The 23,675-nt window shown below is 75.0% G+C and carries 21 protein-coding genes; 12 read left to right on the top strand and 9 right to left on the bottom strand.

Annotated elements, in window-relative coordinates; genetic code table 11:
• Nucleotides 1-24: 24 nt before the first annotated feature.
• Nucleotides 25-951, bottom strand: a complete 927-nt coding sequence (locus tag A0J59_RS11380) for a DUF3152 domain-containing protein (protein ID WP_064316164.1) — start codon at nt 949-951, stop codon at nt 25-27.
• 112 nt (nt 952-1,063) lie between these two features.
• Here A0J59_RS11380 and A0J59_RS11375 point away from each other — a divergent pair, with 112 nt between their 5' ends.
• Nucleotides 1,064-1,849, top strand: coding sequence for a TetR/AcrR family transcriptional regulator (locus A0J59_RS11375; RefSeq protein WP_064316163.1), 786 nt, complete (start codon nt 1,064-1,066; stop codon nt 1,847-1,849).
• Nucleotides 1,850-1,943: 94 nt separating this feature from the next.
• Nucleotides 1,944-2,168, top strand: coding sequence for a DUF3107 domain-containing protein (locus A0J59_RS11370; RefSeq protein WP_047234756.1), 225 nt, complete (start codon nt 1,944-1,946; stop codon nt 2,166-2,168).
• Between the two features lie 61 nt (nt 2,169-2,229).
• On the opposite strand, the gene A0J59_RS11365 is transcribed toward A0J59_RS11370, so the two are convergent.
• On the bottom strand, nt 2,230-2,943 hold the full coding sequence (locus A0J59_RS11365) for a ferritin-like fold-containing protein (RefSeq protein WP_064316162.1): 714 nt from the start codon (nt 2,941-2,943) through the stop codon (nt 2,230-2,232).
• A 243-nt stretch (nt 2,944-3,186) separates the two neighbouring features.
• On the opposite strand from A0J59_RS11365, the gene A0J59_RS11360 reads away from it, so the two are divergent.
• Entirely contained in the window at nt 3,187-4,866 is a 1,680-nt protein-coding gene (locus tag A0J59_RS11360; RefSeq protein ID WP_064316161.1) for a DEAD/DEAH box helicase, read from the top strand.
• Between the two features lie 93 nt (nt 4,867-4,959).
• On the opposite strand, the gene A0J59_RS11355 is transcribed toward A0J59_RS11360, so the two are convergent.
• Nucleotides 4,960-6,150 carry an MFS transporter gene (locus A0J59_RS11355; protein WP_047234759.1) on the bottom strand — a complete coding sequence of 397 codons (1,191 nt, stop codon included), beginning with the start codon at nt 6,148-6,150 and terminating at the stop codon, nt 4,960-4,962.
• On the bottom strand, nt 6,147-6,866 hold the full coding sequence (locus A0J59_RS11350) for a FadR/GntR family transcriptional regulator (RefSeq protein WP_047234760.1): 720 nt from the start codon (nt 6,864-6,866) through the stop codon (nt 6,147-6,149). The genes A0J59_RS11355 and A0J59_RS11350 overlap by 4 nt, the downstream gene beginning before the upstream one ends.
• Nucleotides 6,867-7,005: 139 nt before the next feature.
• Between A0J59_RS11350 and A0J59_RS11345 the strand changes: the two genes are divergently transcribed.
• Nucleotides 7,006-9,087, top strand: coding sequence for a glycosyl hydrolase family 18 protein (locus tag A0J59_RS11345; RefSeq protein WP_064316160.1), 2,082 nt, complete (start codon nt 7,006-7,008; stop codon nt 9,085-9,087).
• A 60-nt stretch (nt 9,088-9,147) separates the two neighbouring features.
• Here A0J59_RS11345 and A0J59_RS11340 read toward each other — a convergent pair whose 3' ends face one another.
• The 3 genes from A0J59_RS11340 to A0J59_RS11330 form a co-directional block, all read right to left on the bottom strand.
• Complete coding sequence (locus tag A0J59_RS11340; protein ID WP_064316159.1) at nt 9,148-10,953, bottom strand: beta-N-acetylhexosaminidase; 1,806 nt, start codon at nt 10,951-10,953, stop codon at nt 9,148-9,150.
• 153 nt (nt 10,954-11,106) lie between these two features.
• The gene (locus A0J59_RS11335) at nt 11,107-11,739 is read right to left on the bottom strand and encodes a MarC family protein (RefSeq protein ID WP_047234782.1); all 633 of its coding nucleotides are present in this window, start codon (nt 11,737-11,739) and stop codon (nt 11,107-11,109) included.
• 7 nt (nt 11,740-11,746) lie between these two features.
• The gene (locus A0J59_RS11330) at nt 11,747-12,586 is read right to left on the bottom strand and encodes a PHP domain-containing protein (RefSeq protein ID WP_064316158.1); all 840 of its coding nucleotides are present in this window, start codon (nt 12,584-12,586) and stop codon (nt 11,747-11,749) included.
• Nucleotides 12,587-12,704: 118 nt separating this feature from the next.
• Here A0J59_RS11330 and A0J59_RS11325 point away from each other — a divergent pair, with 118 nt between their 5' ends.
• Nucleotides 12,705-13,601 carry an alpha/beta fold hydrolase gene (locus tag A0J59_RS11325; RefSeq protein ID WP_082918944.1) on the top strand — a complete coding sequence of 299 codons (897 nt, stop codon included), beginning with the start codon at nt 12,705-12,707 and terminating at the stop codon, nt 13,599-13,601.
• Nucleotides 13,598-15,235, top strand: coding sequence for an aminopeptidase P family protein (locus tag A0J59_RS11320; protein WP_064316157.1), 1,638 nt, complete (start codon nt 13,598-13,600; stop codon nt 15,233-15,235). Before A0J59_RS11325 ends, A0J59_RS11320 begins: the two co-directional genes overlap by 4 nt.
• Nucleotides 15,236-15,245: 10 nt before the next feature.
• Here the strand turns inward: A0J59_RS11320 and A0J59_RS11315 are convergent, their stop codons facing one another.
• Nucleotides 15,246-16,031 carry a general stress protein gene (locus A0J59_RS11315; RefSeq protein ID WP_064316156.1) on the bottom strand — a complete coding sequence of 262 codons (786 nt, stop codon included), beginning with the start codon at nt 16,029-16,031 and terminating at the stop codon, nt 15,246-15,248.
• A gap of 132 nt (nt 16,032-16,163) precedes the next feature.
• Here A0J59_RS11315 and A0J59_RS11310 point away from each other — a divergent pair, with 132 nt between their 5' ends.
• A complete protein-coding gene (locus A0J59_RS11310) occupies nt 16,164-17,504 on the top strand; it encodes a magnesium transporter MgtE N-terminal domain-containing protein (RefSeq protein WP_047234082.1) in 1,341 nt (446 codons plus the stop codon).
• Nucleotides 17,497-18,006, top strand: coding sequence for a DUF1003 domain-containing protein (locus A0J59_RS11305; protein ID WP_047234081.1), 510 nt, complete (start codon nt 17,497-17,499; stop codon nt 18,004-18,006). Before A0J59_RS11310 ends, A0J59_RS11305 begins: the two co-directional genes overlap by 8 nt.
• A gap of 16 nt (nt 18,007-18,022) precedes the next feature.
• Here A0J59_RS11305 and A0J59_RS11300 read toward each other — a convergent pair whose 3' ends face one another.
• On the bottom strand, nt 18,023-18,820 hold the full coding sequence (locus A0J59_RS11300; RefSeq protein ID WP_064316155.1) for a maleylpyruvate isomerase N-terminal domain-containing protein: 798 nt from the start codon (nt 18,818-18,820) through the stop codon (nt 18,023-18,025).
• Nucleotides 18,821-18,929: 109 nt separating this feature from the next.
• Between A0J59_RS11300 and A0J59_RS11295 the strand changes: the two genes are divergently transcribed.
• The 4 genes from A0J59_RS11295 (at nt 18,930) to A0J59_RS11280 (ending at nt 23,610) form a co-directional block, all read left to right on the top strand.
• Nucleotides 18,930-20,078, top strand: a complete 1,149-nt coding sequence (locus tag A0J59_RS11295) for an Mrp/NBP35 family ATP-binding protein (RefSeq protein ID WP_064316154.1) — start codon at nt 18,930-18,932, stop codon at nt 20,076-20,078.
• Between the two features lie 396 nt (nt 20,079-20,474).
• Entirely contained in the window at nt 20,475-21,506 is a 1,032-nt protein-coding gene (locus A0J59_RS11290) for an efflux RND transporter periplasmic adaptor subunit (RefSeq protein WP_064316153.1), read from the top strand.
• Entirely contained in the window at nt 21,506-22,402 is an 897-nt protein-coding gene (locus tag A0J59_RS11285) for an ABC transporter ATP-binding protein (protein WP_082918943.1), read from the top strand. The genes A0J59_RS11290 and A0J59_RS11285 overlap by 1 nt, the downstream gene beginning before the upstream one ends.
• Nucleotides 22,399-23,610 (top strand): ABC transporter permease, encoded by a 1,212-nt coding sequence (locus tag A0J59_RS11280; RefSeq protein WP_047234077.1) that lies wholly within the window; start codon nt 22,399-22,401, stop codon nt 23,608-23,610. The genes A0J59_RS11285 and A0J59_RS11280 overlap by 4 nt, the downstream gene beginning before the upstream one ends.
• The last annotated feature ends 65 nt before the right edge of the window (nt 23,611-23,675 follow it).

Below are 23,675 nucleotides of genomic sequence, written 5' to 3'. Positions count from 1 at the left end.
GCCGACGGCGCGGCGAGAGCGCCGCTACGGCACGGGCCACCCGTTGGTCAGGCACCCCTGGGCCGAGATCGACTGCTGCACCATCACCGGCGCGACGGCGCCCGGGGCCGGGCAGTCCTCGTGCCCGTGCCCGAGCACGTGACCCACCTCGTGGTTGACCAGGTACTGGCGGTACGTCGCGAGGTCGTCACCGAAGTCGGGGGCGCCGAGCACCCAGCGCTCGAAGTTGAGCACCGCGACGCCGGACACGGAGTTGCCGCACGAGTACTTCCCCTCGGTCGCGAGCGGGGCGCACATCCGGTCGGTCGTCGCGGGGCTCGCGAGCACGACGCGGATCGACGCGTCGTCGGCAGCCGTCCGGGAGAACGTCACGCCGTCGGGGCCCGACCACCCGCGCGGGTCGTTGAGCGTGGCGAGCACCGCCGTCGCGAGGACCTCGCCGTCCACGGGCAGGCCCTGCTCGACCTCGACCCGCACGGACCGCACGGTGCCCATCCCGGGGGCCGGGACCTCGCCCGGGACGACGTCGAGCGCGCCCCCGAGGTCGGGCGCGACGACGACCTCGCCCACGAGCCCGGAGCCCGGCTCCGCGACCGGCGCCGCGGGCGCCGCGGGCGTCGTCGGCGTGGGTTCGGGCACCGGCTCCGCCTCGGCCGCCGGCGGCGGCGGGTCCGCAGGCGCGAGCGGCACGACCACGTCCGGGCGCGGCGCGACGCGCTCGCGGAGCTCCGGCGCCTGCACCGCGTCGCCCGCGCGCTCCGCGCCGGACCGGCTCGCCGCGTCGGCCTCGTCGCGGGCCGGAGCAGGCGGGTCCTCCCGGTCCGCCGAGACGGGCGCGGTCACGCTCGGGACGTCCCAGACCTCCGCCGTCGCGGCGCCGCCGCCGAACCCGACCACGAGGCAGGCGGCGACCGCCGCACCGTGCCGCACGCCCCGCGAGGAGCGCTTCACGCGAGCTGTCGACGGGCGGTTCGGGGGGGTATGTCTGTCGGGCACCCGCCCATCGTCCCACTCCTCGCGACGCCCGGTCGACACGAGGCGCCGTTTCCGTATCCTCCCCCCCATGACCGGAGCCAGCGAGGGACGCGGGCGCGGCACGGCCGGGCCGCCCGTCGCCGCGCGCACCCGGATGCCCCGGGACGAGCGGCGGACGCAGCTCCTGACGATCGCCGAGGAGCTCTTCGCCTCCCACGGCTACCACCACATCTCGATGGACGACATCGCGGACCGCGCCGGGGTCGGCAAGCCCGTGCTCTACCGGCACTTCCCCTCGAAGCTCGACCTCTACCTCGCGCTCATCGACGACCAGGGCGACCGCCTCGTCCGCGCCGTCCACGTCACGCTCGACCCGTTCCGCGAGCCGGCCCCCGGGATCTCCGCGAGCGACCTCGACGCCCTCGCGGTCGACGGTCTCGCCGTCATCGAGGGCATCGTCCGGGCGTACGTCGCCTACGCGCGCACGGCCGGCAGGTCCGCGGCGCTGCTCTTCGAGTCCGACGTCATGCGCGACCCGGTGGTGCGGGCGCGCGTGCTCGCCCCCGACGCCCGCATCGCGGGGGCGTTCGCCGATGTGCTCGTCCGGATCACCGACCTCGACGCCGACGAGGCGCTCGTCGTCTCGCGGACGTGCACCGCCGTCGGCCGGGCGGCCGCGACCGAGGCCGTCCGTCCGGACGGGACCGCGTCGGCCGACGACGTCACCCGGCTCGTCCCGCGCCTCGTCTGGCGCGGTGTGCACGGGATGCTGCGCCGTCCGCGGGCCGGAGCCCCGGACGCCGCGGCGGCGCCGTCCGCCGACGGCGGCCCCGGACCGGACGCGGCGTTCGACGGCTCGACCGCGGGAATCTGACTACTATCGAACGCGTTGTCGCCGGTGGGACGCCCACAGGCGGACCGAGGCCCGTCGTCGCTGCGCCTGGCGCAGCCGCTGTGAGGAGATGTGAGTGGAAGTCACGATCGGTGTGCAGAACCTGGCCCGCGAGCTCGTCGTCGACACGGACCTGTCCGCCGAGGCCGTGGCGACCGCCGTCGCGGACGCGCTCGGTGGCGCCCCCGCCCTCGAGCTCACCGACTCGCGCGGTCGCCGCGTGATCATCCCGACGGCGTCGCTCGGCTACGTCGAGATCGGCACCGAGGAGCAGCGCAAGGTCGGTTTCGGCTCTCTCTGACCGCCACGACCTGACCGTCGACGACGCCGCCGTCGCGCCCCCGGGCGCGACGGCGGCGTCGTCAGGCCGCCAGACCCAGGCGGTCCATGCGCCGGGAGTGCTCCGCCGTGAGGCGCGAGAACACCCACGACTGGGTCGCCGGCGCCGGGCCGTTCGACGCGGCCTCGGCCGTCGCGTCGATCCCCGCGGCGACGAGGCGCGCGAGCGCGGGCCGCTGGGCGAGGACGACGCCGACGACGCCCAGCGCCTCGCCGACGAGGCGCCGGCCCCACAGCGCGAGCCGGGACGCGAGCACCGGGTCCGCGGCGGCGGCGTCGGCGATGACCGGGGCGTAGCGCTGCGACGGCGTGTCCTGCGTGAGCGCCTCGACGACGACGTCGCGCGAGCGCTCGTCGAGGCCCTGCGCGGCGAGCAGGCAGAAGTCGTCGGCCACACCCTGGCCCACGTACCCCTTGAGGATCCCCTCCCACCACGTGCTGGGGCGGGTGCGCGCGTCGAAGTCGTCGAACAGGCCGTCGAAGGCGGTCATGCAGTCGGCGGGGTCCCCGCCCAGCTCGTCCACGCGGACGAGGACGCGCTCCTGCCGGTCGAGCATCGCCGCCGCGAGCCGCGAGAGCGCCTGCCGCTGCCGCAGCGTCGGGGCGTGCGCGGCGTCGCCCGCGAGCCGTCCGAAGCTCGCGAGCTCCGTGTAGGCGACGAGGCCGAGCAGCTCGACGGCGTCCGCGTGGTTCGCCGTGGGCAGGGTCAGGGGGCTCGCGTGCTCGGCGTCGCTCATCGGGCCAGGATAGTTCTCCGATATCATGGCCGACGTACATCGGTTGCCCGGTCGTCCAGACCTCACGCTCGTCACGCGAACGACGACGGCACGGCACGGTCCGCAGCGCGGGCCTGGCCACGACATTCACGATCGGCTGCCGGCCACGAGGCGCGTACGACCGCGACCGGGAACCTCTCCCGGTGCCGGGCCCACGACGGGCCCGCCGACGGTCGCGCGTGCCCGAACGAGACAGAGGCACCAGTGACCACCACAGACGCGACCAGCACCGACGCGACCCCTGACGTGAGCGCGGACGCGACCACCGTCGCCGCGAGCGTCCACGCGGACAACACCACCTTCGCCGACTTCGGCGTGCGCCAGGAGATCGTCGACGCGCTCTCCGACGCGGGGATCGTCCAGCCCTTCCCCATCCAGGCGATGACCCTGCCGGTCGCCATGTCGGGGCACGACATCATCGGCCAGGCCAAGACGGGTACCGGGAAGACCTTCGGCTTCGGCGTGCCGCTGCTGCACCGCGTGGTCGCCCCGGGCGAGCCCGGGTTCGACGAGCTCCCCTCCCCCGGCAAGCCGCAGGCCCTCGTCGTCGTCCCGACGCGCGAGCTCGCGGTCCAGGTCGCGAACGACCTCGGCACCGCCTCGAAGCGCCGTTCCGTGCGCATCGTGCAGCTCTACGGCGGCCGCGCGTACGAGCCCCAGGTCGAGGCGCTGACGCGCGGCGTCGAGGTCGTCGTCGGCACCCCCGGCCGCATGATCGACCTCATGAACCAGGGTCACCTCAACCTCACGCGGGCCTCGATCGTGGTCCTCGACGAGGCGGACGAGATGCTCGACCTCGGCTTCCTGCCCGACGTCGAGAAGATCCTGGCCCGCACGCCCGCCCAGCGGCACACGATGCTCTTCTCGGCGACGATGCCGGGCGCCGTCGTCTCGATGGCGCGCCGCTACATGAAGCAGCCGACGCACATCCGGGCGAACGACCCCGACGACGGCGGCCAGACGGTCAAGAACATCGAGCAGGTCGTCTACCGCGCGCACGCGCTCGACAAGGTCGAGATGCTCGCGCGCATCCTCCAGGCCGACGGCCGCGGTCGCACGATCGTGTTCGCGCGGACCAAGCGCACCGCGGCGAAGGTCGCCGACGAGCTCGTCGACCGTGGGTTCGCGGCCGGCTCGATCCACGGCGACCTGGGCCAGGGCGCGCGCGAGCAGGCGCTGCGTGCGTTCCGCAACGGCAAGATCGACGTGCTCGTCGCGACGGACGTCGCGGCGCGCGGCATCGACGTCGAGGACGTCACGCACGTCGTGAACTACCAGTGCCCCGAGGACGAGAAGACGTACCTCCACCGCACCGGCCGCACCGGCCGCGCGGGCAACAAGGGCACCGCGGTGACGTTCGTCGACTGGGACGACATCCCCCGCTGGTCGCTCATCGACAAGGCGCTCGGCCTCGGCATCCCGGAGCCGGTCGAGACGTACTCGAGCTCCCCGCACCTGTACACGGACCTGCACATCCCCGAGGGCACCAAGGGCCGCCTCCCCAAGGACCGGCGCACCCTCGCCGGGCTCGACGCGGAGGAGATCGAGGACCTCGGCGAGACCGGCAAGCGGCACACGCCGGCCGGCGGTTCGCGCGGTCGCCAGGGCGGCCGGTCCGACGGCGGGCACCGCCGGGGGGAGCAGGGCGACCGCGGTCGCTCGGGCGGCCAGGGCCGTTCCGGCGGGCGTCGCGCCGAGGGCGAGCGCTCGGGCAGCCGTCCCGAGGGTGAGCAGACCGCCGCCACCGCGGGCGCGCCGTCCGAGAACGCGCCGTCCGAGGGCGGCGAGCGCCGTCGTCGGTCCCGGAACCGCCGCCGCACGCGCGGCGGCCGCCCCGTCGAGCAGCAGGGTGGCGCCGAGGCGGCCGCCCAGCCCGCGGAGTAGCCCGGAGCGTTCCGCAGCCCGACGACGAACCCCGGGTCTCTCGTCACGGTCACCGCGCCGTGAGGAGGGACCCGGGGTTCGTCGCGTCGGCGGTCAGTGCACGTGCGCGTCCCGACCCGCGAACCACACGGCGACGCCCTGGACTCCGGCCGCGGCGACGAGCAGGAGGAGCGGCAGCGTCCACGTGCCGGTGGCGTCGTGCGCGAGCCCGAGACCGAGCGGCCCGGTCGCGGCGAGCAGATAGCCCGCGCTCTGCGCCATGCCGGAGAGCTCGGACGTGTGGGCGGCGTCGCGGGCCCGCAGGGCCATGAGGGTGAGCGCGAGGCTGATCCCGCCGCCCTGGCCGAGTCCCACGAGCACGACCCAGAGCGCCGCGGCGCCGGGGGCGAGCGCGAGCCCGAGCAGCCCGGACCCGACGAGCACGACGAGCACGATCCCGATGCCCCGCTGACGGCGCATGCGCCCCGCGAGGACCGGGGTCACGAACGAGCCGAGGATCCCTGCGAGGTTGCACAGCGCGAGGAGCCAGCCGCCCGCCTCCGGCGTCCGGCCGAGCGCGACCATGATCTCCGGGAGCCACGCGTTGACGGCGTAGAACGACAGCGACTGCATGCCCATGACGACCGTGACCGCCCAGGCGAGCGGGCTCCGCCACACCGCGGAACGGGCGACCCCGGCCCCGGCGCCCGCGCCGAACGACGTCGCGCCGGCCAGGTCGGGCCGCAGCGCGCGCGGCACCCACACGAGCACGCCGAGGACGGCGAGCACGCCCCAGGTCGCGAGCGCGCCGCGCCAGTCGAGACCCGCCGCCGTCGCGATCGGGAGGGTGAGCCCCGCCGCGAGCGCGGCGCCGCCGGACAGCGCCATCGAGTACAGCCCCGTCATGAGCCCGATGCGGTCGGCGAAGTCGCGCTTGATGAGCGCGGGCAGCAGGACGTTCCCCAGGCCGATCGCGCACCCGGCGACCACGGTCCCGGCGAAGAGCCCCCACGTCTCGGGGACGAGCCGGAGCGCGAAGCCGACGCACAGCACGACGAGGCTCACGAAGAGCGCACGCTCGAGCCCCCAGCGCCGCGCGAGCACGGGCGCGAGCGGCGCGAGGAGGCCGAAGCAGAGGACGGGCAGCGTCGTGAGCACGCCCGCCGCCGCCGCGCTGAGCCCCAGGTCGGCGCGGATCTCGCCGAGCACCGGCGAGATCGAGACGACGGCGGGGCGCAGGTTGAGCGAGGCGAGGACGATCGCGACGACCGCCCCCACCCCCAGCGGACGGCGCAGCGCGCTCACGCGGAGACCTCCCCGGCCCCAGCACGACCGGGGCCTTCCACGGCAGCCTCCACGAGCTGCGCGCGCACGGCGTCGATCGTCGCGGTCACCGCGCCCTCGGCCGCGTCGGCGTCGCCGGCCCGGATCGCCGCCACGACCTCCTCGTGGCCGGGGACGTCGCGGTGGTGCCGTCGCCGCTCCCCCGACGGGAAGGTCCGGACGAGCGCGTGGTCGAGGCCGTCGTAGAGGTCGGCGAGCAGCGGGTTTCCGGCCGCGCGCACGACCTCGGCGTGGAACGCGACGTCGGCGGCCTGGAACGTGTCCTCGTCGGCGTCGCGCGCCGCGACCTGGGCCGCGAGCGCGGCGTCGAGCCGCGCGAGCGCGCCCGCGTCGTGCCGTCCCGCCGCCGCCCGCGCCGCACCCCGCTCGAGGATGCCGCGCACGTCGAGCACGTCGAAGGCGTCGGTGGTCCGCGCGCGGCGGGCCAGGGCGGCGTCGAGGCCGTCGGCCGCGCGGACGTAGGTGCCGTCACCGCGCCGGGGCTCGAGGACGCCCGCGTGCTCGAGGGCCCGCACCGCCTCGCGCACGGTGTTGCGCCCCACGCCGAGCTCGGCCACGAGCTCGGGCTCCGGCGGGATCCGGGAGCCCACCGGCCACTCCCCCCGAGCGATGCGCTCGCTGAGCCGTTCGACGACGAGCTCGGACACCTTGCGGGGCGGGACGATCGGCTGGTTCACCGAAAGAACCTAACATCCCCTGTTTGACGTCGGCGACGACGGCGGGCCGTACGGGGTCTCTCGTACGGGGATTGACCAGCACGCGGCGCCGGGAGGACCTTGCGCGGGACCGCTCCTCGACGACGAAAGCGAGACCGCCATGGACCCCACCACCCCACGACGCCGACGACTGCGCAGGCTCCTCGCGCTCGTCGCCTCGGCGACGCTCGTCGGGACGCTGCTCACCGGGACCACCACCGCCACCGCCGCGGACACCGAGCTCGTCGTCAACGGCGGGTTCGAGTCGGGGCTGTCCGGCTGGACCTGCTCGGGCTCGACGGGTCAGGCGACCGCGAGCCCGGTCCGCACCGGCAGCGGTGCGCTGCGGGCCGCGCCCGCGGGCGCGGACAACGCGCGCTGCTCGCAGCGCGTGACCGTGCAGCCCTCCTCGACCTACACCCTCAGCGCGTGGGTCCAGGGTGCGTACGTGTATCTCGGGGCGAGCGGCGCGACCGCGCAGGACGTCTCCACCTGGACGCCCTCGGCCTCGACCTGGCAGCGGCTCAGCCTGACGTTCACCACGTCGGCGACGGCCACGTCGGCGACGGTCTACCTGCACGGCTGGTACGGCCAGCCCGCCTACGTCGTCGACGACGTCAGCCTCGTCGGCCCGGGCGGCGGCACGACGCAGCCGCCCGCCACGCCCACCGGCCTCACCGCCGGCACCCCCACCGCCAGCAGCGTCCCGCTCACGTGGGGCGCCGTGACGGGCGCCACCGGCTACGCCGTCTACCGCGACGGCGCGAAGGTCGCGACCACCACGACCCCGTCCACGACCGTCACCGGGCTGACCGCCGCCACCGCCTACTCCTTCCAGGTCACCGCCACCAACAGCGCCGGCGAATCCGCCCGCTCCACCGCCGTCACCGCGACCACGGCCGGCGGCACCACGCAGCCGCCGGCCACCCCGACCGGCCTCACCGTCGGCACCCCCACCGCCAGCAGCGTGCCCCTCACGTGGGGCGCCGCGACCGGCGCCACCGGCTACGCCGTCTACCGCGACGGCACGAAGGTCGCGACCACCACGACCCCGACCACGACCGTCACCGGGCTCGCCGCCGCCACCGCCTACTCCTTCCAGGTCACCGCCACCAACAGCGCGGGCGAGTCCGCCCGCTCCACCGCCGTCACCGTCACGACGGCCAGCGGCGGCGGCGCCGGGGGCGACCTCCCGCCGCACGCGCTCGTGGGCTACCTGCACGCGTCGTTCGCCAACGGCTCGGGCTACACCCGCATGGCGGACGTCCCGGACTCGTGGGACGTCATCAACCTCGCGTTCGGCGAGCCGACGTCCGTCACGTCCGGGGACATCCGGTTCAGCCTGTGCCCGCAGGCCGAGTGCCCGAACGTCGAGTCGGTCGCGGAGTTCAAGGCCGCCGTCGCCGCGAAGCGTGCGGCGGGCAAGAAGGTGCTCCTGTCCATCGGCGGCCAGAACGGCCAGGTGCAGCTCACGACGACGGCCGCGCGCGACGCGTTCGTCACCTCCGTGAGCTCGATCATCGACACCTACGGGCTGGACGGGGTCGACATCGACTTCGAGGGCCACTCGCTGTACCTGAACACGGGCGACACGGACTTCCGCAGCCCGACCACGCCGGTGATCGTCAACCTCATCTCCGCGCTCAAGACGCTCGCGGCCCGCTACGGCGACGACTTCGTGCTGACCATGGCGCCGGAGACGTTCTTCGTCCAGAACGGCTACCAGTTCTACGGCTCGGGCCCGTGGGGCGGTCAGGACCCGCGGTGCGGCGCGTACCTCCCGGTCATCCACGCACTGCGCGACGACCTGACGCTCCTGCACGTCCAGGACTACAACTCGGGCCCGATCATGGGGCTCGACGACCAGTACCACACCATGGGCGGCGCGGACTTCCACATCGCCATGACGGACATGCTGCTCACCGGCTTCCCGGTCGCGCGCGACACGTCCAAGGTGTTCCCCGCGCTGCGCCCGGACCAGGTCGCGATCGGCCTGCCGGCGAGCACGCACGCGGGCAACGGTCACACCGCGCCCGCCCAGGTCAACCAGGCCCTGGACTGCCTCACGAAGGGCACGGGCTGCGGGTCCTACCAGACCCACGGGCGCTGGCCCGCGTTGCGCGGCCTCATGACGTGGTCGATCAACTGGGACCGCTACAACGGCTGGGAGTTCTCCCGGAACTTCGACGCCTACTGGCCCTGACGAACCGCCCGTGACGAGCCGGCGTCCGGGGGCCGCGCCCCCGGACGCCGGCGGTCCGCCTCAGTCGTCCCAGCGCACGTCGTGCACGCGGTTCCACCCGATGCCCGCGGCGTCCCACCGGGGAGCCTGCCGCACGATCCGTGCCTCGAAGTCCTCGAAGTCGCGGTCGGCCTGGGCGGTCCACGCCACCTCGGCGAGTGCGGGCAGGCGGGGGAAGGTCATGTAGTCCACGTAGACGTCGACGTCGACGAACTCGTCGGTGCTCGTCGGCAGGTGCGTGAGGCTGTCCGGGTAGGAGCGGTCCGACCACAGCGGGGCCTCGACCCCGGCGACGCGTCCCGCGACGTCGACCTTCCGCTCCGGGTCGAGGGTCGACGTCAGCTCCGTCTCGGGGTCCCACGAGTACGCGCGCTCGAGATCGATCCGCGCGGCCCACTCGAGCCCGTACGGGGTGATGTCGTCGTACTTCATGTCGAGGTACGTGCGGTCCGCGGGCGACATGACCAGGTCGGCGCCCGCGGCGAGCGCCGCGCGCACCTCCCGGACGTCCGCGGTCTCCCGCGCGGTCCCGATGAGGCCCCGGTTGCGCTCGCCCACGCCCCAGTACTGGATCAGGCTGCCCTCCGGCAGGGTCGTGCCCTGTGCCCACTGGTGCCAGCCCACGACCGTGCGCCCGTGCCCCGCGACGATCTCGTTCGCCGCCGCGGTGTAGTTCTCGTACCAGCCCTCCGCGGGGCTGGGGGCCTCGTCCCCGCCCAGGTGCACGTACGGACCGGGGTTCTGCGCGACCACGGCGGCGAGGACGGTGTCGAGGTACCCCTGGACCGCCGGCATGTTCTCGTCGCTCGAGCAGATCATGGGGTTGTTCACCTCCGGCCCCCAGTACGGCTCGCCGGTCGTCCCGTCGCAGCGCAGCGACCCCAGGACGGACTGCGCGGCGAGCGTGTGCCCCGGCCCGTCGATCTCGGGGACGACGGTGACGAAGCGGTCGGCCGCGTACGCGACGATCTCCGCGTACTCCTCGGGCGTGTAGAACCACGGACCGCCGGTCCCCGGCGGCCAGCCCTCCTGCGTCCGCCCACCCACCTCGGTGAGCTCCGGCAGGCCGTCGACCGTGAGCCGCCAGCCCTGGTCGTCGGACAGGTGCAGGTGCAGCACGTTGAGGCGGTAGTCCGCGAGGTGGTCGACGAACCGCTGGACGTCCTCGACCGGGGCGAAGCGCCGCGCGACGTCGAGCATCGCGCCGCGGTACGCGTAGCGCGGCTCGTCCGCGATCTCGACCGCCGGCACCTCCCAGGCGACGCCGTCGACGGGGGCGGACGCCTCGACCTCGGGGGGCAGGAGCTGGAGCAGCGTGCGCGTGCCGCGGTACAGGCCTGCGGGCGTCGTGCTGGCGAGCACGACGCCGTCCTCCCCGGTCTCCAGGGTGTACGCCTCGGCCGCGGGGTCGTCGAGCGGGCCGTGCGGGTCCCAGGACTCGCCGCCCGGCTCGAGCCGGAGCACCACGGACGACGCCTCGTCGGCAGGCTCGTGTCCGGTGGCTCGGACGACCGGCTCGACCGGGAGGTCGAGCGCCGTGGGCGTCCGCAGCTCCTCGGCCAGCAGCTCGCCCACGCGGACCGCGCCCTCCTGCCCGACCGAACTGCCCGCCGCCGCGTCGACGACGACCCGGGTCGCGTCGTCGAGCACGAAGGGCGCGGCGTCCGAGACCTCGACCGACGCCGGGAGGGGGACGAGCCCGAGCTCCTGCGCGGTCGGCGCCCCTCCGGGAACGGACGTGCAGCCGGAGAGGGTCACGACCCCGCTCACCCCGATCACGGTGAGCACGCCGAGCGTGCGGCGCGTCGAGGGCGTGCCAGCGTTCATGAGGACCCCTGCCGAACTCGTCGCGCGGACGGCCGTCGTCCGCACCGCTGCCGACCCTAGCGCTCCCCCGCCGGCCTCCGCGAGGCCTTGCGCAGCGCCCCGCGGCGCCGTGTCAGGAGCCGCACCCCCGGCACGACCGCGGCGCAGCGGGCGTCAGGCCGCCTGGACGAACTGCGTGACGGCGTCGGCCACGAGCTGGACCGCGATGGCCGCGAGCAGGAGTCCGGCGATGCGCGTGACGAGGATGGTCCCGGAGTCGCCGAGCACGCGGTTGATGACGTTCGCGAAGCGCATGGAGAGCCAGAGGCACACGTGCACCGCGACGACGCCGGCCACGATGGCGACCCACTCCGCGACGCCGCCCCCGCGCTCCCCCGCGCGCTGGACGAAGACCATGGTCGCGACGATGGCGCCCGGGCCCGCGAGCAGGGGGGTCCCGAGCGGCACGAGCGCGACGTTGACGCCCTTGTTGCCCGACGGCTGCGGCTCCTCCATCTTGCCCGTGAGGAGCTCCATCGCGACGAGGAGCAGCAGCAGGCCGCCCGCGGTCTGGAGCGCGGGCAGCGAGATGTGCATGTAGCTGAGGATCTGCTGGCCGAACGCCGCGAACGCCACGATCACGCCGAAGGCGACGAGGATGGCGGTGCGCGCCGCCTGGTTGCGCTGCTTGGCACCCATCGCGCTCGTCAGGCCCAGGAACACCGGCACGGTGCCGGGCGGGTCCATGATGACGAACAGGGTGACGAAGACCTCCGTGAAGAGCCGGACGTCGAAGAGCTCGTTCATCGTCCGATCATCGGATCACGTCCAACTGTCCCAGCTCCTCGATCTGCTCCAGCACGGTCCGTGCTGTCGTGTTCTCCCCGAGCCGGTTCGGTTTGCCGGCCCCGTGGTAGTCGCTCGACCCGGTGACGAACAGGCCCAGGGTGCGGGCCAGGTCCTCGAGCCGTGCGCGCTGACGCTCGTCGTGGTCGCGGTGGAACACCTCGAGCCCGGCGAGGCCCGCCACGGTCATCTCCTCGATCACCGCGTCGGACACGACGCGCCCTCGACCGTCCGCGCCCGGGTGGGCGAAGACGGGGACGCCCCCCGCGGCACGGATCCCCCGCACCGCCGCGACGGCGTCGGGCGCGTAGTGGGGCACGTAGTACGGGGTGTCGGTGGCGAGGATCGTCGCGAACGCCGCCGAGCGGTCGGGCGAGAGCCCTGCCGCGACGAGCGCGTCCGCGATGTGCGGCCGCCCGATCGTCGTGCCCTCGACGGTCTGCGCGAGCACATCATCCCACGTGATCGGGTAATCCTCGGCGATGAGGTCGACCATCCGGCGCGCCCGGCTCGTCCGCGCGTCGCGCGTGCGGTCGAGCTCCGCGAGGAGCGCCGCGTGCGCCGGGTCGTGCAGGTAGGAGAGCAGGTGCACGCTGATGCCGCCCGAGCGGGCCGAGATCTCCGCGCCGCGCACGAGGGCGACGCCGTGCCGCAGCGCGGCGTCCGTCGCCTGCGCCCAGCCGGCCGTCGTGTCGTGGTCCGTGAGCGCGACGACGTCGAGCCCGGCCGCGGCCGCGGCCCCGACGACCTCCCCCGGCGCGTCCGTGCCGTCCGACGCGGTCGAGTGGGTGTGGAGGTCGATGCGCACGGGACCCAGGATAGTGACGGGAGACCGGGTCGGCGGCACGGGACCCCCACACGATGTGCACACGGGGCGCGGCCCCTCCCCACGGCCGTCCCAGGCTGGGGTGCCACAGTCGGGAACGATGACCCTCACGACGCACGCCCCCGCCCCCACCGCCCTCCGCACCCCGCCCGGCCACCGCACCGACGCGTCCGCCGACGGCACAGAGCGCCCGCCCGCCGTCGTCTTCGTGCACGGCATGCGCACGTCCGGCGCGATCTGGGACCGCCAGGTGGAGCACGTGCGCGCGCTCGGGCACGACGCCGTCGCCGTGGACCTGCCCGCGCACGGCGCGCGCGCGCACGAGCGCTTCACGCTCGACCGGTCCTTCGAGGTGATCGACGAGGCCGCCGCCTCGTTCGGCCCGGACCGCCGGGTCGTCCTGGTCGGGCTCTCGCTCGGCGGCTACACGTCGCTCGCCTGGGCGGCCCGCCGCCCGACCCACCTCGCCGGCGTCGTCGCGGCGGCCTGCACGTCCGACCCCAAGGGCAAGCCCGTCGCGCTCTACCGCGACGTCGCGCGCCTCGTCGTCGCGGGCGGCGGCGCCGTCGGACGTGGCGCCCGCTGGGCGGCACGCACGAGCGCGGCCGCGTGGGGCACGATCGCCCGGGGCGGGCGCTCGCTCCCGGGCGGCGCGGCGTCGTCCTACGCGCTCGCCGGCCCGGCCGACGCGGGCTCGCCGACCCCGGCGGCGCCCGGCTGGCACGTCGTCACCGACGCCCTCACCCAGCTCGCGGGCCGCTCGTGGCTCGCCCACGTGCGCGACGTCGACGTCCCCGTGTGGCTCGTCAACGGCGCGCGCGACCACATGCGGCTCGACGAGCAGCGCTACCTCGCCGCGGCCGCGGACGCGGCGCTCGTCGTCGTGCCGCGCGCCGGTCACGACGTCAACAGCGAGGCCCCCGAGGCCTTCAACCGCGTGCTCGGGCGCGCGCTCGCGGACTTCGGCCGCGTGCGCGGTGCGAGACTGGGGGCATGACCGACGCCACCCCCGTCACGCCCGAGCCCACGTCCGAGACGCCCGACCGGGCCCCCGAGCACGCCGGCGACGGCCAGGACCTGGCCGCGCGCGGGAGCAACCGCTCGCAGCGCCCCGACTCCGACGCGTTCAAGGCCTTCATCACGAGCGGCTGGGCGCCGCGCGCGGAGCTCGACGTCGAGCCCCTCCCGGCCGCCCCGTACACCGTCGCCCGCCGCGCCGCGCTGTCCGCCCGGTTCCCGGGCGCACGCCTCGTGGTGCCTGCCGGCCCGCTGAAGACGCGCTCCAACGACACCGACTACCGGTTCCGCCCGCACTCGGCGTTCGCGCACCTCACGGGCTACGGCACGGACCAGGAGCCCGACGCGGTGCTCGTGCTGCACCCCGTGGAGCCCGGGACCGGCGACGGCGGCTCCGACCACCACGCCGTGCTCTACGTGCGCCCGCTCGCCGCGCGCGACACGGAGGAGTTCTACGCCGACTCGCGCTACGGCGAGTTCTGGGTGGGCGCGCGACCGTCGCTCGACGACGTCACGACCGCCACCGGTGTCGAGGCCCGCCACGTGGACGAGCTGCGCGACGCGCTCGCGAAGGACGTCGGCCCGGGCGGGGTGACGCTGCTCGTCGTCGCGGGCGCCGACGAGGCCGTCGAGGCGCTCGTCGAGGCGATCCGCGCCGAGGCTGGGCTGGACGACGTCGAGGCCGCCCAGGACGAGCAGCTCACCGAGGCCGAGTGGCTCGCGCGCGCGGAGGCCGCCTACCGGCGCACGGACGCCGCGCTCGTCGAGGCCGTCTCCGAGCTGCGGCTCGTCAAGGACGCGCACGAGGTCGAGCAGATGCGCGAGGCCGTCGCCGCGACGATCGCGGGCTTCGAGGAGGTCGTGCGGAACCTCCCGCGCGCCGTCGAGCACCGGCGCGGCGAGCGCGTCATCGAGACGACGTTCGACGCGCACGCGCGCCTCGAGGGCAACACGGTCGGCTACGAGACGATCGCCGCGGCGGGCGAGCACGCCACGACGCTGCACTGGATCCGCAACGACGGCGTCGTGCGCACGGGCGAGCTCGTGCTGCTCGACGCGGGCGTCGAGGTCGACTCGCTCTACACCGCGGACGTCACGCGCACGCTGCCCGTGGACGGCGAGTACACCGAGGTCCAGCGGCGCGTGTACCAAGCAGTGCTCGACGCCGCGGACGCCGCGTTCGCCGTCGCCGTGCCGGGCGCGCGCTTCCGCGACGTGCACGCCGCCGCGATGGAGGTCATCGCCGCGCGCCTCGAGGAGTGGGGCCTGCTCCCGGTGAGCGCCGCCGAGTCGCTCTCGCCCGAGGGGCAGCAGCACCGCCGCTGGATGGTGCACGGCACGAGCCACCACCTCGGCCTCGACGTGCACGACTGCGCCCAGGCGCGCCGCGAGCTCTACCTCGACGGGGTCCTGGAGCCCGGCATGGTCTTCACGATCGAGCCGGGCCTGTACTTCAAGGCGGACGACCTCGCCGTCCCGGAGGAGTACCGGGGCATCGGCGTCCGCATCGAGGACGACGTGCTCGTGACGGCCGAGGGCAACGAGAACCTCTCGGCCTCGCTCCCCCGTCGCCCCGAGGACGTCGAGGCCTGGATGGCGCGCCTGCGCGGCTGAGCCGCGTCGGTCAGGCGGGCCGCTCGGGCTGGTCGGGCTGCTGCGCCCCGGGCCCGGGCAGGGGGTCGGGCTGGGCGTCGGGCTGCGCGTCGGCGGGCTGGTCCGACGTCGGGCGCATGGCGCCGTAGCGCGGCTCCCCCGTCGGCGTGGTCCAGCGGGGGTCGGGGGTCCGGGCCGGCGGCGCGACCGGGGGCGTGGGCGTGGGAGCGGCGCCCGCCGGCGGCTCGGGCGCCGGCGCGGTCGGCGCGGGAGGCGGGGTCGCCCCGGGCGTGCCCCACGTCGGGTTCGCGGGGGCGGCCGGCGCGCGGACCCCGCCCGCGCCCTCCGGCATCCGCGCCAGGAGCTGGCGCGCGTCGCCCGCGCGCTCGGGCGCGCAGAGGATCCCGTACGACGACGCGACGATCTGGCTCTGCGACGTGAAGTCGCGCTTGCCCTGCGTGAGCGCGTACGACAGCACTGAGAAGAGCAGCCCGAACCCGGCGCCGATCCCGATGGCTGTGAGCACGAACGCGCCGTCACCGGAGAAGAGGAACAGCAGCAGACCGACGAAGAGGCCGAACCACGCGCCGGACGCCGCGCCCGCGATCGCGACGCGCCCGTAGGTGAGCCGGCCCGTCACGCGCTCGACCATCTTGAGGTCGGTACCGACGATCGTCACGAGCTCGACCGCGAACTTGTTGTCGGAGAGGAAGTCGACCGCCTTCTGCGCCTCGAGGTAGGTCGCGTACGACGCGATCTCCTCACCGCGGGGCGGGGTGGGGACACGGGGGACGGCACCCGGGCGCGACATGCTCATTCGCCCAGTCTGTCCTACTCGTGCTGCCGGCGCGAGGCCCGCGCCCCCGCGCGTCCGTGGCTCCGGGCCGCCCCGCGGCGCCACCCACCGGAGGAACGCGCGGCGACCGGGGCGCGTGCGTAGGCTGGCCGCGTGAGCGCAGCCACCACCGTCTTCGTCGCGCGTCTGGCCGGGACCAGCGTGTTCGACCCCATCGGCGACCAGGTCGGACGGGTGCGGGACGTCGTCGTGCTCATCCGGCCCAAGGGCGCGCCCCGCGCCGTGGGGCTCGTCGTCGAGGTGCCGGGGCGACGGCGGGTCTTCCTCCCCCTGACGCGCGTCACGAGCATCGACGCCGGGCAGGTCATCTCCACGGGCCTGGTGAACATGCGGCGGTTCGAGCAGCGCGCGATGGAGACGCTCGCGGTGAGCGAGCTGCTGGAGCGCACGGTCGAGCTCGTCGACGGGTCGGGCTCGGCGACGATCGAGGACCTCGCGATCGAGCGCCAGCGCACCGGGGACTGGCTCGTCACCAAGCTGTACGTGCGGCGCCGGGCGCAGCACAAGGGCACGCTCGGGCTGCGCCGGCGCGGTGACGCGATCGTCGTGGACGTCGGTGCGGTCACCGGCCTCGCGGGCGGCACCGAGGCGCAGGGCGCCGCGATGCTGCTCGCCGCCTACGACGACCTCAAGCCCGCCGACCTCGCCGACGTCATCCACGACCTGGGCGACACGCGCCGGCTCGAGGTCGCGGGCGCGCTCGACAACGAGCGCCTCGCCGACGTCCTCGAGGAGCTGCCGGAGGACGACCAGGTCGCGATCCTCTCCGGCCTCGACACCGACCGCGCCGCGGACGTCCTCGAGGCGATGCAGCCCGACGACGCGGCGGACCTGCTGCACGAGCTCCCGGAGGCGCAGGCGGCCCAGCTCCTCGAGCTCATGGAGCCGGAGGAGGCGCGCGACGTGCGCCGCCTGCTCGCCTACGCCGAGGACACGGCGGGCGGTCTCATGACCTCCGAGCCGGTCGTGCTCGGCCCCGAGACGACGATCGCCACGGCGCTCGCGCAGATCCGACGCAAGGACCTCGCCCCCGCGCTCGCGTCGATGGTGTTCGTCGCGCGCCCCCCGCTCGAGACGCCGACGGGCCGGTTCCTCGGCGTCGCGCACTTCCAGCGGCTGCTGCGCGAGCCCCCGCACGCCGCCGTCGGCTCGGTGCTCGACTCCGACGTCGAGGGCGTCGCGCCCGACGCCCCGCTGGGCCGCGTCACGCGCATCCTCGCGACCTACGACCTCCTGTGCGTCCCCGTGCTCGACGCCGAGAAGCGCCTCCTCGGCGCGATCAGCGTCGACGACGTGCTCGACCACATGCTCCCGGACGACTGGCGCGAGACGGACGACGACGTGGACACCGAGCAGGCGCGCGCCGCGCTGGCTCCCGGGTCGCTGCCTCGTCCCGCGGCCCGCGGCGGCGCGACGGGGGTGACCCGTGGCTGACCGCCTCGACACGCCGAAGAGCGCGCGACGCTCGCTCATCCCACGGGTCAAGGTCGACCAGGACGCGGTCGGCCGCGCGACCGAGGGCATCGCCCGGTTCCTCGGCACGCCGCGGTTCCTCGTCTACCTCACGGTGTTCTGCGCGGTGTGGATCATCTGGAACTCGTGGGGGCCGGAGGGCCTGCGGTTCGACTCCGCGGAGTTCGGGTTCACCGCGCTCACGCTCATGCTCTCGCTCCAGGCGTCGTACGCGGCACCCCTCATCCTGCTCGCCCAGAACCGCCAGGACGACCGCGACCGCGTCACCGCCGAGCAGGACCGGCAGCGCGCGGAGCGCAACCTCGCCGACACCGAGTACCTCGCGCGCGAGATGGCCGCCCTGCGCATCGCGCTGAGCGAGGTGGCCACGCGCGACTTCGTCCGCTCGGAGATCCGCAACCTGCTGGAGGAGCTGGAGGAGAAGTCGGCCCGCCCTGCCGAGGACGAGGCCGCCGACCGCTGACGCCGGGCTCGACCCGCTACTGCGTGCCCTCCGCCGCCACGCGGCGCAGACGCTCGGCGAGCGCCGGGTCGCCCTCGACGGTCAGGCCGTCGGCCGTCCCACGGCCCCACAGCCACAGGTCGAGCGCCCACGCGGGGCCGGCGACCTGCGTCGTGGTCGAGCCCGGCAGGTCGACGAGCTGTGCGACGTCGAGGTCGTACGCGGTGCCCGACTCCGGGCCCGTCCCGGTGAACCGCCCGAACGCGAGCTCCCAGCTCCGCGGCCTCTCCCCGAACCCGTCCACGACGACCGACACCGTCGCGCCGTCGGGGGTGAACACGCCCCAGCCGGGCACGCCGTCGACCATGACCGACAGCACCTCGTCGACGCCGTCCGCCGCGACGTGCGGGTCGGCGGGCGTGATCTCCCGTCCCGCCGTGAGCTCGGCGTCCGCGCGGTGGATCAGCGCCTCGTGCGCCTGGCGGCGCAGGACCCAGCCGACGTGCCGGCCGTCGTCGTGCCACGACCAGCAGGGCTCCGCGGCGTCCCGGCCCGTGAGCGCGGCGACGAGGCGGCTCGTGGAGCGCTGCAGCAGCGCTGGCAGCTCGGCGTCCGACGACGGGCGGGCGAGCGGTTCGACGTCGTCGCCGTCGAGGCCTCGCCCGGGCGCCGGCCCGACGACGCGCGCCCAGAAGTCCTGCACCTCCGCGAGGTGGTACAGCAGGTCCGCGCCCGTCCAGTCGGGGCACGACGGCACCCGTGCGTCCGGGGGCGCGCTCCGCACGGCGTCGCCGAACAGCTCGCTGTCCCGTGCGAGGGAGGCCAGGGCGTCCATCCGTGCACGGTAGACCCGTTCGGCGCACCACGGCGTGCGATGCGGCTCACGTCCGTCCCGGGACCTAGGGCCCGGCGGACGGTGCCGCGTGCACGCCTACGATGGGTCCATGCCCGACCCCGCCGCAGACCAGCTCGAGCACGCCGTCCGGCAGGCCCTCACCGCGGTCCTCGACCCGGAGATCCGCCGCCCCGTCACGGACCTCGGCATGATCCGGTCGGTCGCGGTCGCGACCGGTGCGCCGGGTGCGGTCGTGACGGTGGGCGTCGACCTCACGGTCGCGACGTGCCCCATGCGCGACACCCTGTCGCGGGACGTCGACGCCGCCGTCCGCGCGGTCGACGGCGTGGCGGACGTGCGCGTCGAGCTGGGCGTCATGAGCGCGGAGCAGCGCGCGGAGCTGCGCACGATGCTGCGCGGCGGCGTGGGCGAGCCCGAGATCCCGTTCGCGAAGCCGGAGTCGCTGACGAAGGTCTACGCGATCGCGTCGGGCAAGGGCGGGGTGGGCAAATCGTCCGTCACGGCGAACCTCGCGGTCGCGCTCGCCGCGGAGGGTCTCGAGGTCGGCGTCGTCGACGCGGACATCTACGGCTTCTCGATCCCCCGCATGCTCGGCGTCGACCGCCAGCCCACGCGCGTCGACAACATGCTGCTGCCGCCGATCGCGCACGGCGTGAAGGTCGTCTCGATCGGCATGTTCGTCCCGCCCGGCCAGCCGGTCGTGTGGCGCGGACCGATGCTGCACCGCGCCCTCCAGCAGTTCCTCGCGGACGTCTTCTGGGGCGACCTCGACGTGCTGCTCCTCGACCTCCCGCCGGGGACGGGCGACATCGCGATCTCCGTGGCGCAGCTCCTGCCGGGCAGCGAGATCGTCGTGGTCACGACACCGCAGGTCGCGGCCGCCGAGGTCGCGGAGCGCGCGGGCTCGGTCGCCACGCAGACGCAGCAGGGCGTGGTCGGCGTCGTCGAGAACATGTCGTGGCTCGAGCAGCCGGACGGGTCGCGGCTGGAGGTGTTCGGGTCCGGCGGCGGCGAGCGCGTCGCCGCGAACCTGTCGCGCGCCACGGGCACCACCGTCCCGCTCCTCGGCCAGGTCCCGCTCGACGTGTCGCTGCGCGAGGCCGGCGACGGCGGCACCCCGGTGGTCCTCGCCGACCCCGGCTCGCCCGCGGCGGTCGCGCTGCACGACGTCGCGCTCGGCCTCGCGCGCCGGCCACGCGGTCTCGCGGGGCGCTCGCTCGGCGTCACGGTGGTCTGACCGAGGCCGGTCGGACCGGGTCTGCGGGCCGTCGCCGCCCGCGGCACGTCGGGCTCCCGTGGCCTATGAGGGCGCCCCTGTCTTTTCCTCGTGCCACGGTATAGTCTCGCCCGCATCTCGTCAGGGGGACGGCCGTCGGGCCGGTGAGGGGGATCCAGCCGTGGCGTCGTCGCTGCTCCGCCCTGCCTTCGTGCACCTCGTGCGCGCCCGGCCCTCACGCCGGGGCCTCTCCGCTCGTTACCAGACGGTGACCCCACGGTGGAGAGATCACGACAGAACTCCTCCCCAGGGATGACGACGCCTGCACGCCCCTCCCCCTAGCCTCGGGCCGGGCGTCCACTGCCCGCCGAGCAGCGCCCGCTCGCCGTCCGCCACCGTCGTCCCAGGAGCCCGCACGTGGGTATCACCCGCCGGATCGTCTTCCCCGCCCTCCGCATCGTCGTCTGGGGGGTCATCGCCACCGCGCTCGCCGTGATCGCCTTCCGCTCCGCTCCCGAGCCGCCCGCCGACCCGGCGGTCCCCTCCGCCGAGCTCGTCGAGCCCCGCGTGGCCGTGACCACGGGCGACGTCACGAACACCGTGACCCTGACCGGGCAGGTCGTCGCCGACCCGGCGGCGTCGCAGAAGGTCACGCAGCGTGGCGTCGTCACGGCGGTGCACGCCAAGCCGGGCGACGTCGTCAAGGCTGGCGCGCCCCTTCTCGAGGTCACCCTCGAGGAACCCCGCGAGCCCCTGACCGAGACCGACCCGGAGACGGGCGAGGTCACCGTCACCGAGCGCCGGCCGAAGGTGACGAGGGAGACGGTGGAGGCCACCACCGCCGGCACGGTCGCCACGTTCACGGCCTTGAAGGACCAGGAGGTCGCGGTCGGGGAGGACTTCGCGTCGATCTCCCCCGGGACGCTCTCGGTCACGGGCAGCATGGTCGCCGAGCAGCAGTTCCGCCTGCTCCAGATCCCGACCGAGGCGACCGTCACCGTCACCGGGGGGCCCGCGCCGTTCACCTGCACGAACCTGCGCATGGGCACGGCTGCAGCGCCCGCCGGGGCGCCCGAGGAGGGTGCGACCGACCCCGCCGCGGGCGCGACCTCGGCGAGCGTGACGTGCGCGGTGCCGGGCGACGTCACCGTCTTCGCCGGCCTCGCGGCCGAGCTCGAGATCACCGCCGGCTCGGTCGAGGGAGCCCTCGTCGTCCCCGTGACCGCCGTCCTGGGCCGGGTCGAGCAGGGCAAGGTGTGGGTCGTCGGCGCGGACGGCGAGCCCGAGGAGCGCGCCGTCACGCTCGGCCTCACCGACGGCAGCGTCGTCCAGGTCACCGAGGGCCTCGCCGAGGGCGACGAGGTCCTCGAGTTCGTGCCGGGCCAGGACGTCGTGCCTGTCCTGGACGGCATGGTGGGCACCGACGACAGCGGAGAGGCCGGCTACTGATGAGCCTCCTGGAGCTCAACGGGGTCGCTCGCTCGGTGCTCCTCCCGGACGATCGGGAGCTCGAGATCCTGCGCGGCATCGACCTCACGGTCGCCGCCGGAGAGCACGTCTCGATCGTCGGGCGGTCGGGCACCGGCAAGTCCACCCTCCTCAACATCCTCGGGCTCCTCGACACCCCGACGGGCGGGGAGTACCTGCTCGACGGCGTCCCCATCGGCCGGCTCCCCGGCCGCGCCCGGGCGCGGCGCCGCGGCACGGACTTCGGGTTCGTGTTCCAGCAGTTCAACCTGCTCCAGGGCCGCACGGCGCTCGAGAACGTCGTCGCGCCGCTGCTGTACGCGCGCGGACGGCAGTTCTGGCAGCGCCGGACGCTCGCCGCGGAGATGCTCGAACGGGTCGGCCTCGGCGACCGCCTCGACACGCGCCCGGAGAAGCTCTCGGGCGGGGAGCAGCAGCGCGTCGCCATCGCCCGCGCGCTCGTGCGCGTGCCGCGCGTGATCCTCGCGGACGAGCCGACGGGCGCGCTCGACGTCGACACCGGCAGCGAGGTCATGGACCTGCTCGACACCATCGCGCGCGAGAACGGGTCGGCGCTCATCGCCATCACGCACGACCTCGCCGTCGCCTCGCGCGCGGCCCGGCAGTTCCGTCTGGCCGACGGCGTGCTCGCCCCGATCGCCATCACGGCGCGCAGCGCGGGGTCGCTCGCCGCGCTCGAGACGGCCGGCGGGGACGGCGCGAGCCCGAGCACCGGTGACGTCGGGCCCTACGGTCCGGCCGCGCACGACGACAGCGCGCCGCACGCGCTCGAGGCCGGCGACGACCAGGCGGAGCACGTCGCCCGCCCGCTGGTTGCCTCGCACGGCGCGTCCCCGCGGACGGGGGACGCCGCGTGACCGGGATCGTCGGCGCCGTCCTCGAGGCGTGGGACGAGCTCCGTGTCCACAAGGTGCGCGTCCTGCTCGCGCTCGTCGGTGTCGCGGTCGCGGTCTGCGCGATCACCGCGATCTCCGCGGCCGGCGAGATGCTGCGCCAGGTCTCCGCCGAGCAGAACGACCGGTGGAACGGGCGCGCCGCGACGCTCCAGGTGTCGGCCTGGCCGACGGGCGAGGGCGGGAGCGTCATGCCCGCGCCCGAGGAGTACGAGCGCGTGTTCGACGAGGTCGTCGAGCGCTACGCGATCGGCTACTCGTCGATGCTGCGCGACGCGCCCGCGCCCGTCCGCTTCCCCGACGGGACGCGCGAGGTCTACACGACCGGCGTCGAGGCCGACTGGGCCACGATGCACCGCTTCGAGGTGTCGTCGGGCCGGTGGTTCACGGACGCCGACGCCGACCGCCTCGCCCCCGCTCTCGTCGTCAACCAGGCGTTCCTCGACGCGCTCGGCGGCGTGACCGTGGCCGATCACCCGACCGTGACGATCGGGGGCGACAACCCGGTGGTCGCGACCGTCGTGGGGGCGTTCCCGGACGACTGGCCGCAGGCCGAGCCGCAGGCCTACGTCCTCGTGGACGCCCAGTCGGCCTGGGTCACGCCCGAGTCGCTGGAGATGACGGGCCCTCCACGACTCGAGCTGTGGGTTCCCGACGACCTCGCCGACGGGCTCGTCGAAGCGATCCAGCGCGACGTCGCCGGAGCGCTCAGCGGCACGCAGGCCGACGTCTTCCGGTCGGACTCGGCGGGCTACGCCGTCGTCGACGGCGCGATCCGCTGGGTCGTGCTCGGCGTCAGCGTGATCGCGCTCCTGCTCGGCGGGCTCGGGCTCGTCAACATCGCGCTCGTCACCGTGCGGTACCGCATCCGCGAGATCGGGATCCGCAGGAGCTTCGGCGCGAGCTCGGGGCGCGTCTTCTTCTCCGTGATGATGGAGAGCGTCGTCGCGACGACCGTCGCGGGCGTGCTGGGCGTGACCGTCGCGGTCGTCGCCCTCCACAACGTCCCGCTCGACGCGCTCATGGGCTCGGCCGTCCAGGACGCCCCGGGCTTCCCGTTCTCCGCCGCGGTGACGGGCATGCTGGCCGCCGTCGGGATCGGAGCGCTGGCGGGTCTCCTCCCGGCGCTCGTCGCCGTCCGGGTGAAGGTGATCGACGCGATCCGCTACTGACCCGGACGGCCGGTCCGGCACCCTGTCGGGCCGGTCACCGGGCCGCGATGTTCGGTCATGTTCGA

It is taken from the genome of Cellulosimicrobium sp. I38E (assembly GCF_001647255.1).
Lineage (GTDB): Bacteria > Actinomycetota > Actinomycetes > Actinomycetales > Cellulomonadaceae > Cellulosimicrobium > Cellulosimicrobium cellulans_E.
This window is presented reverse-complemented; position numbering and strand designations above follow the sequence as displayed.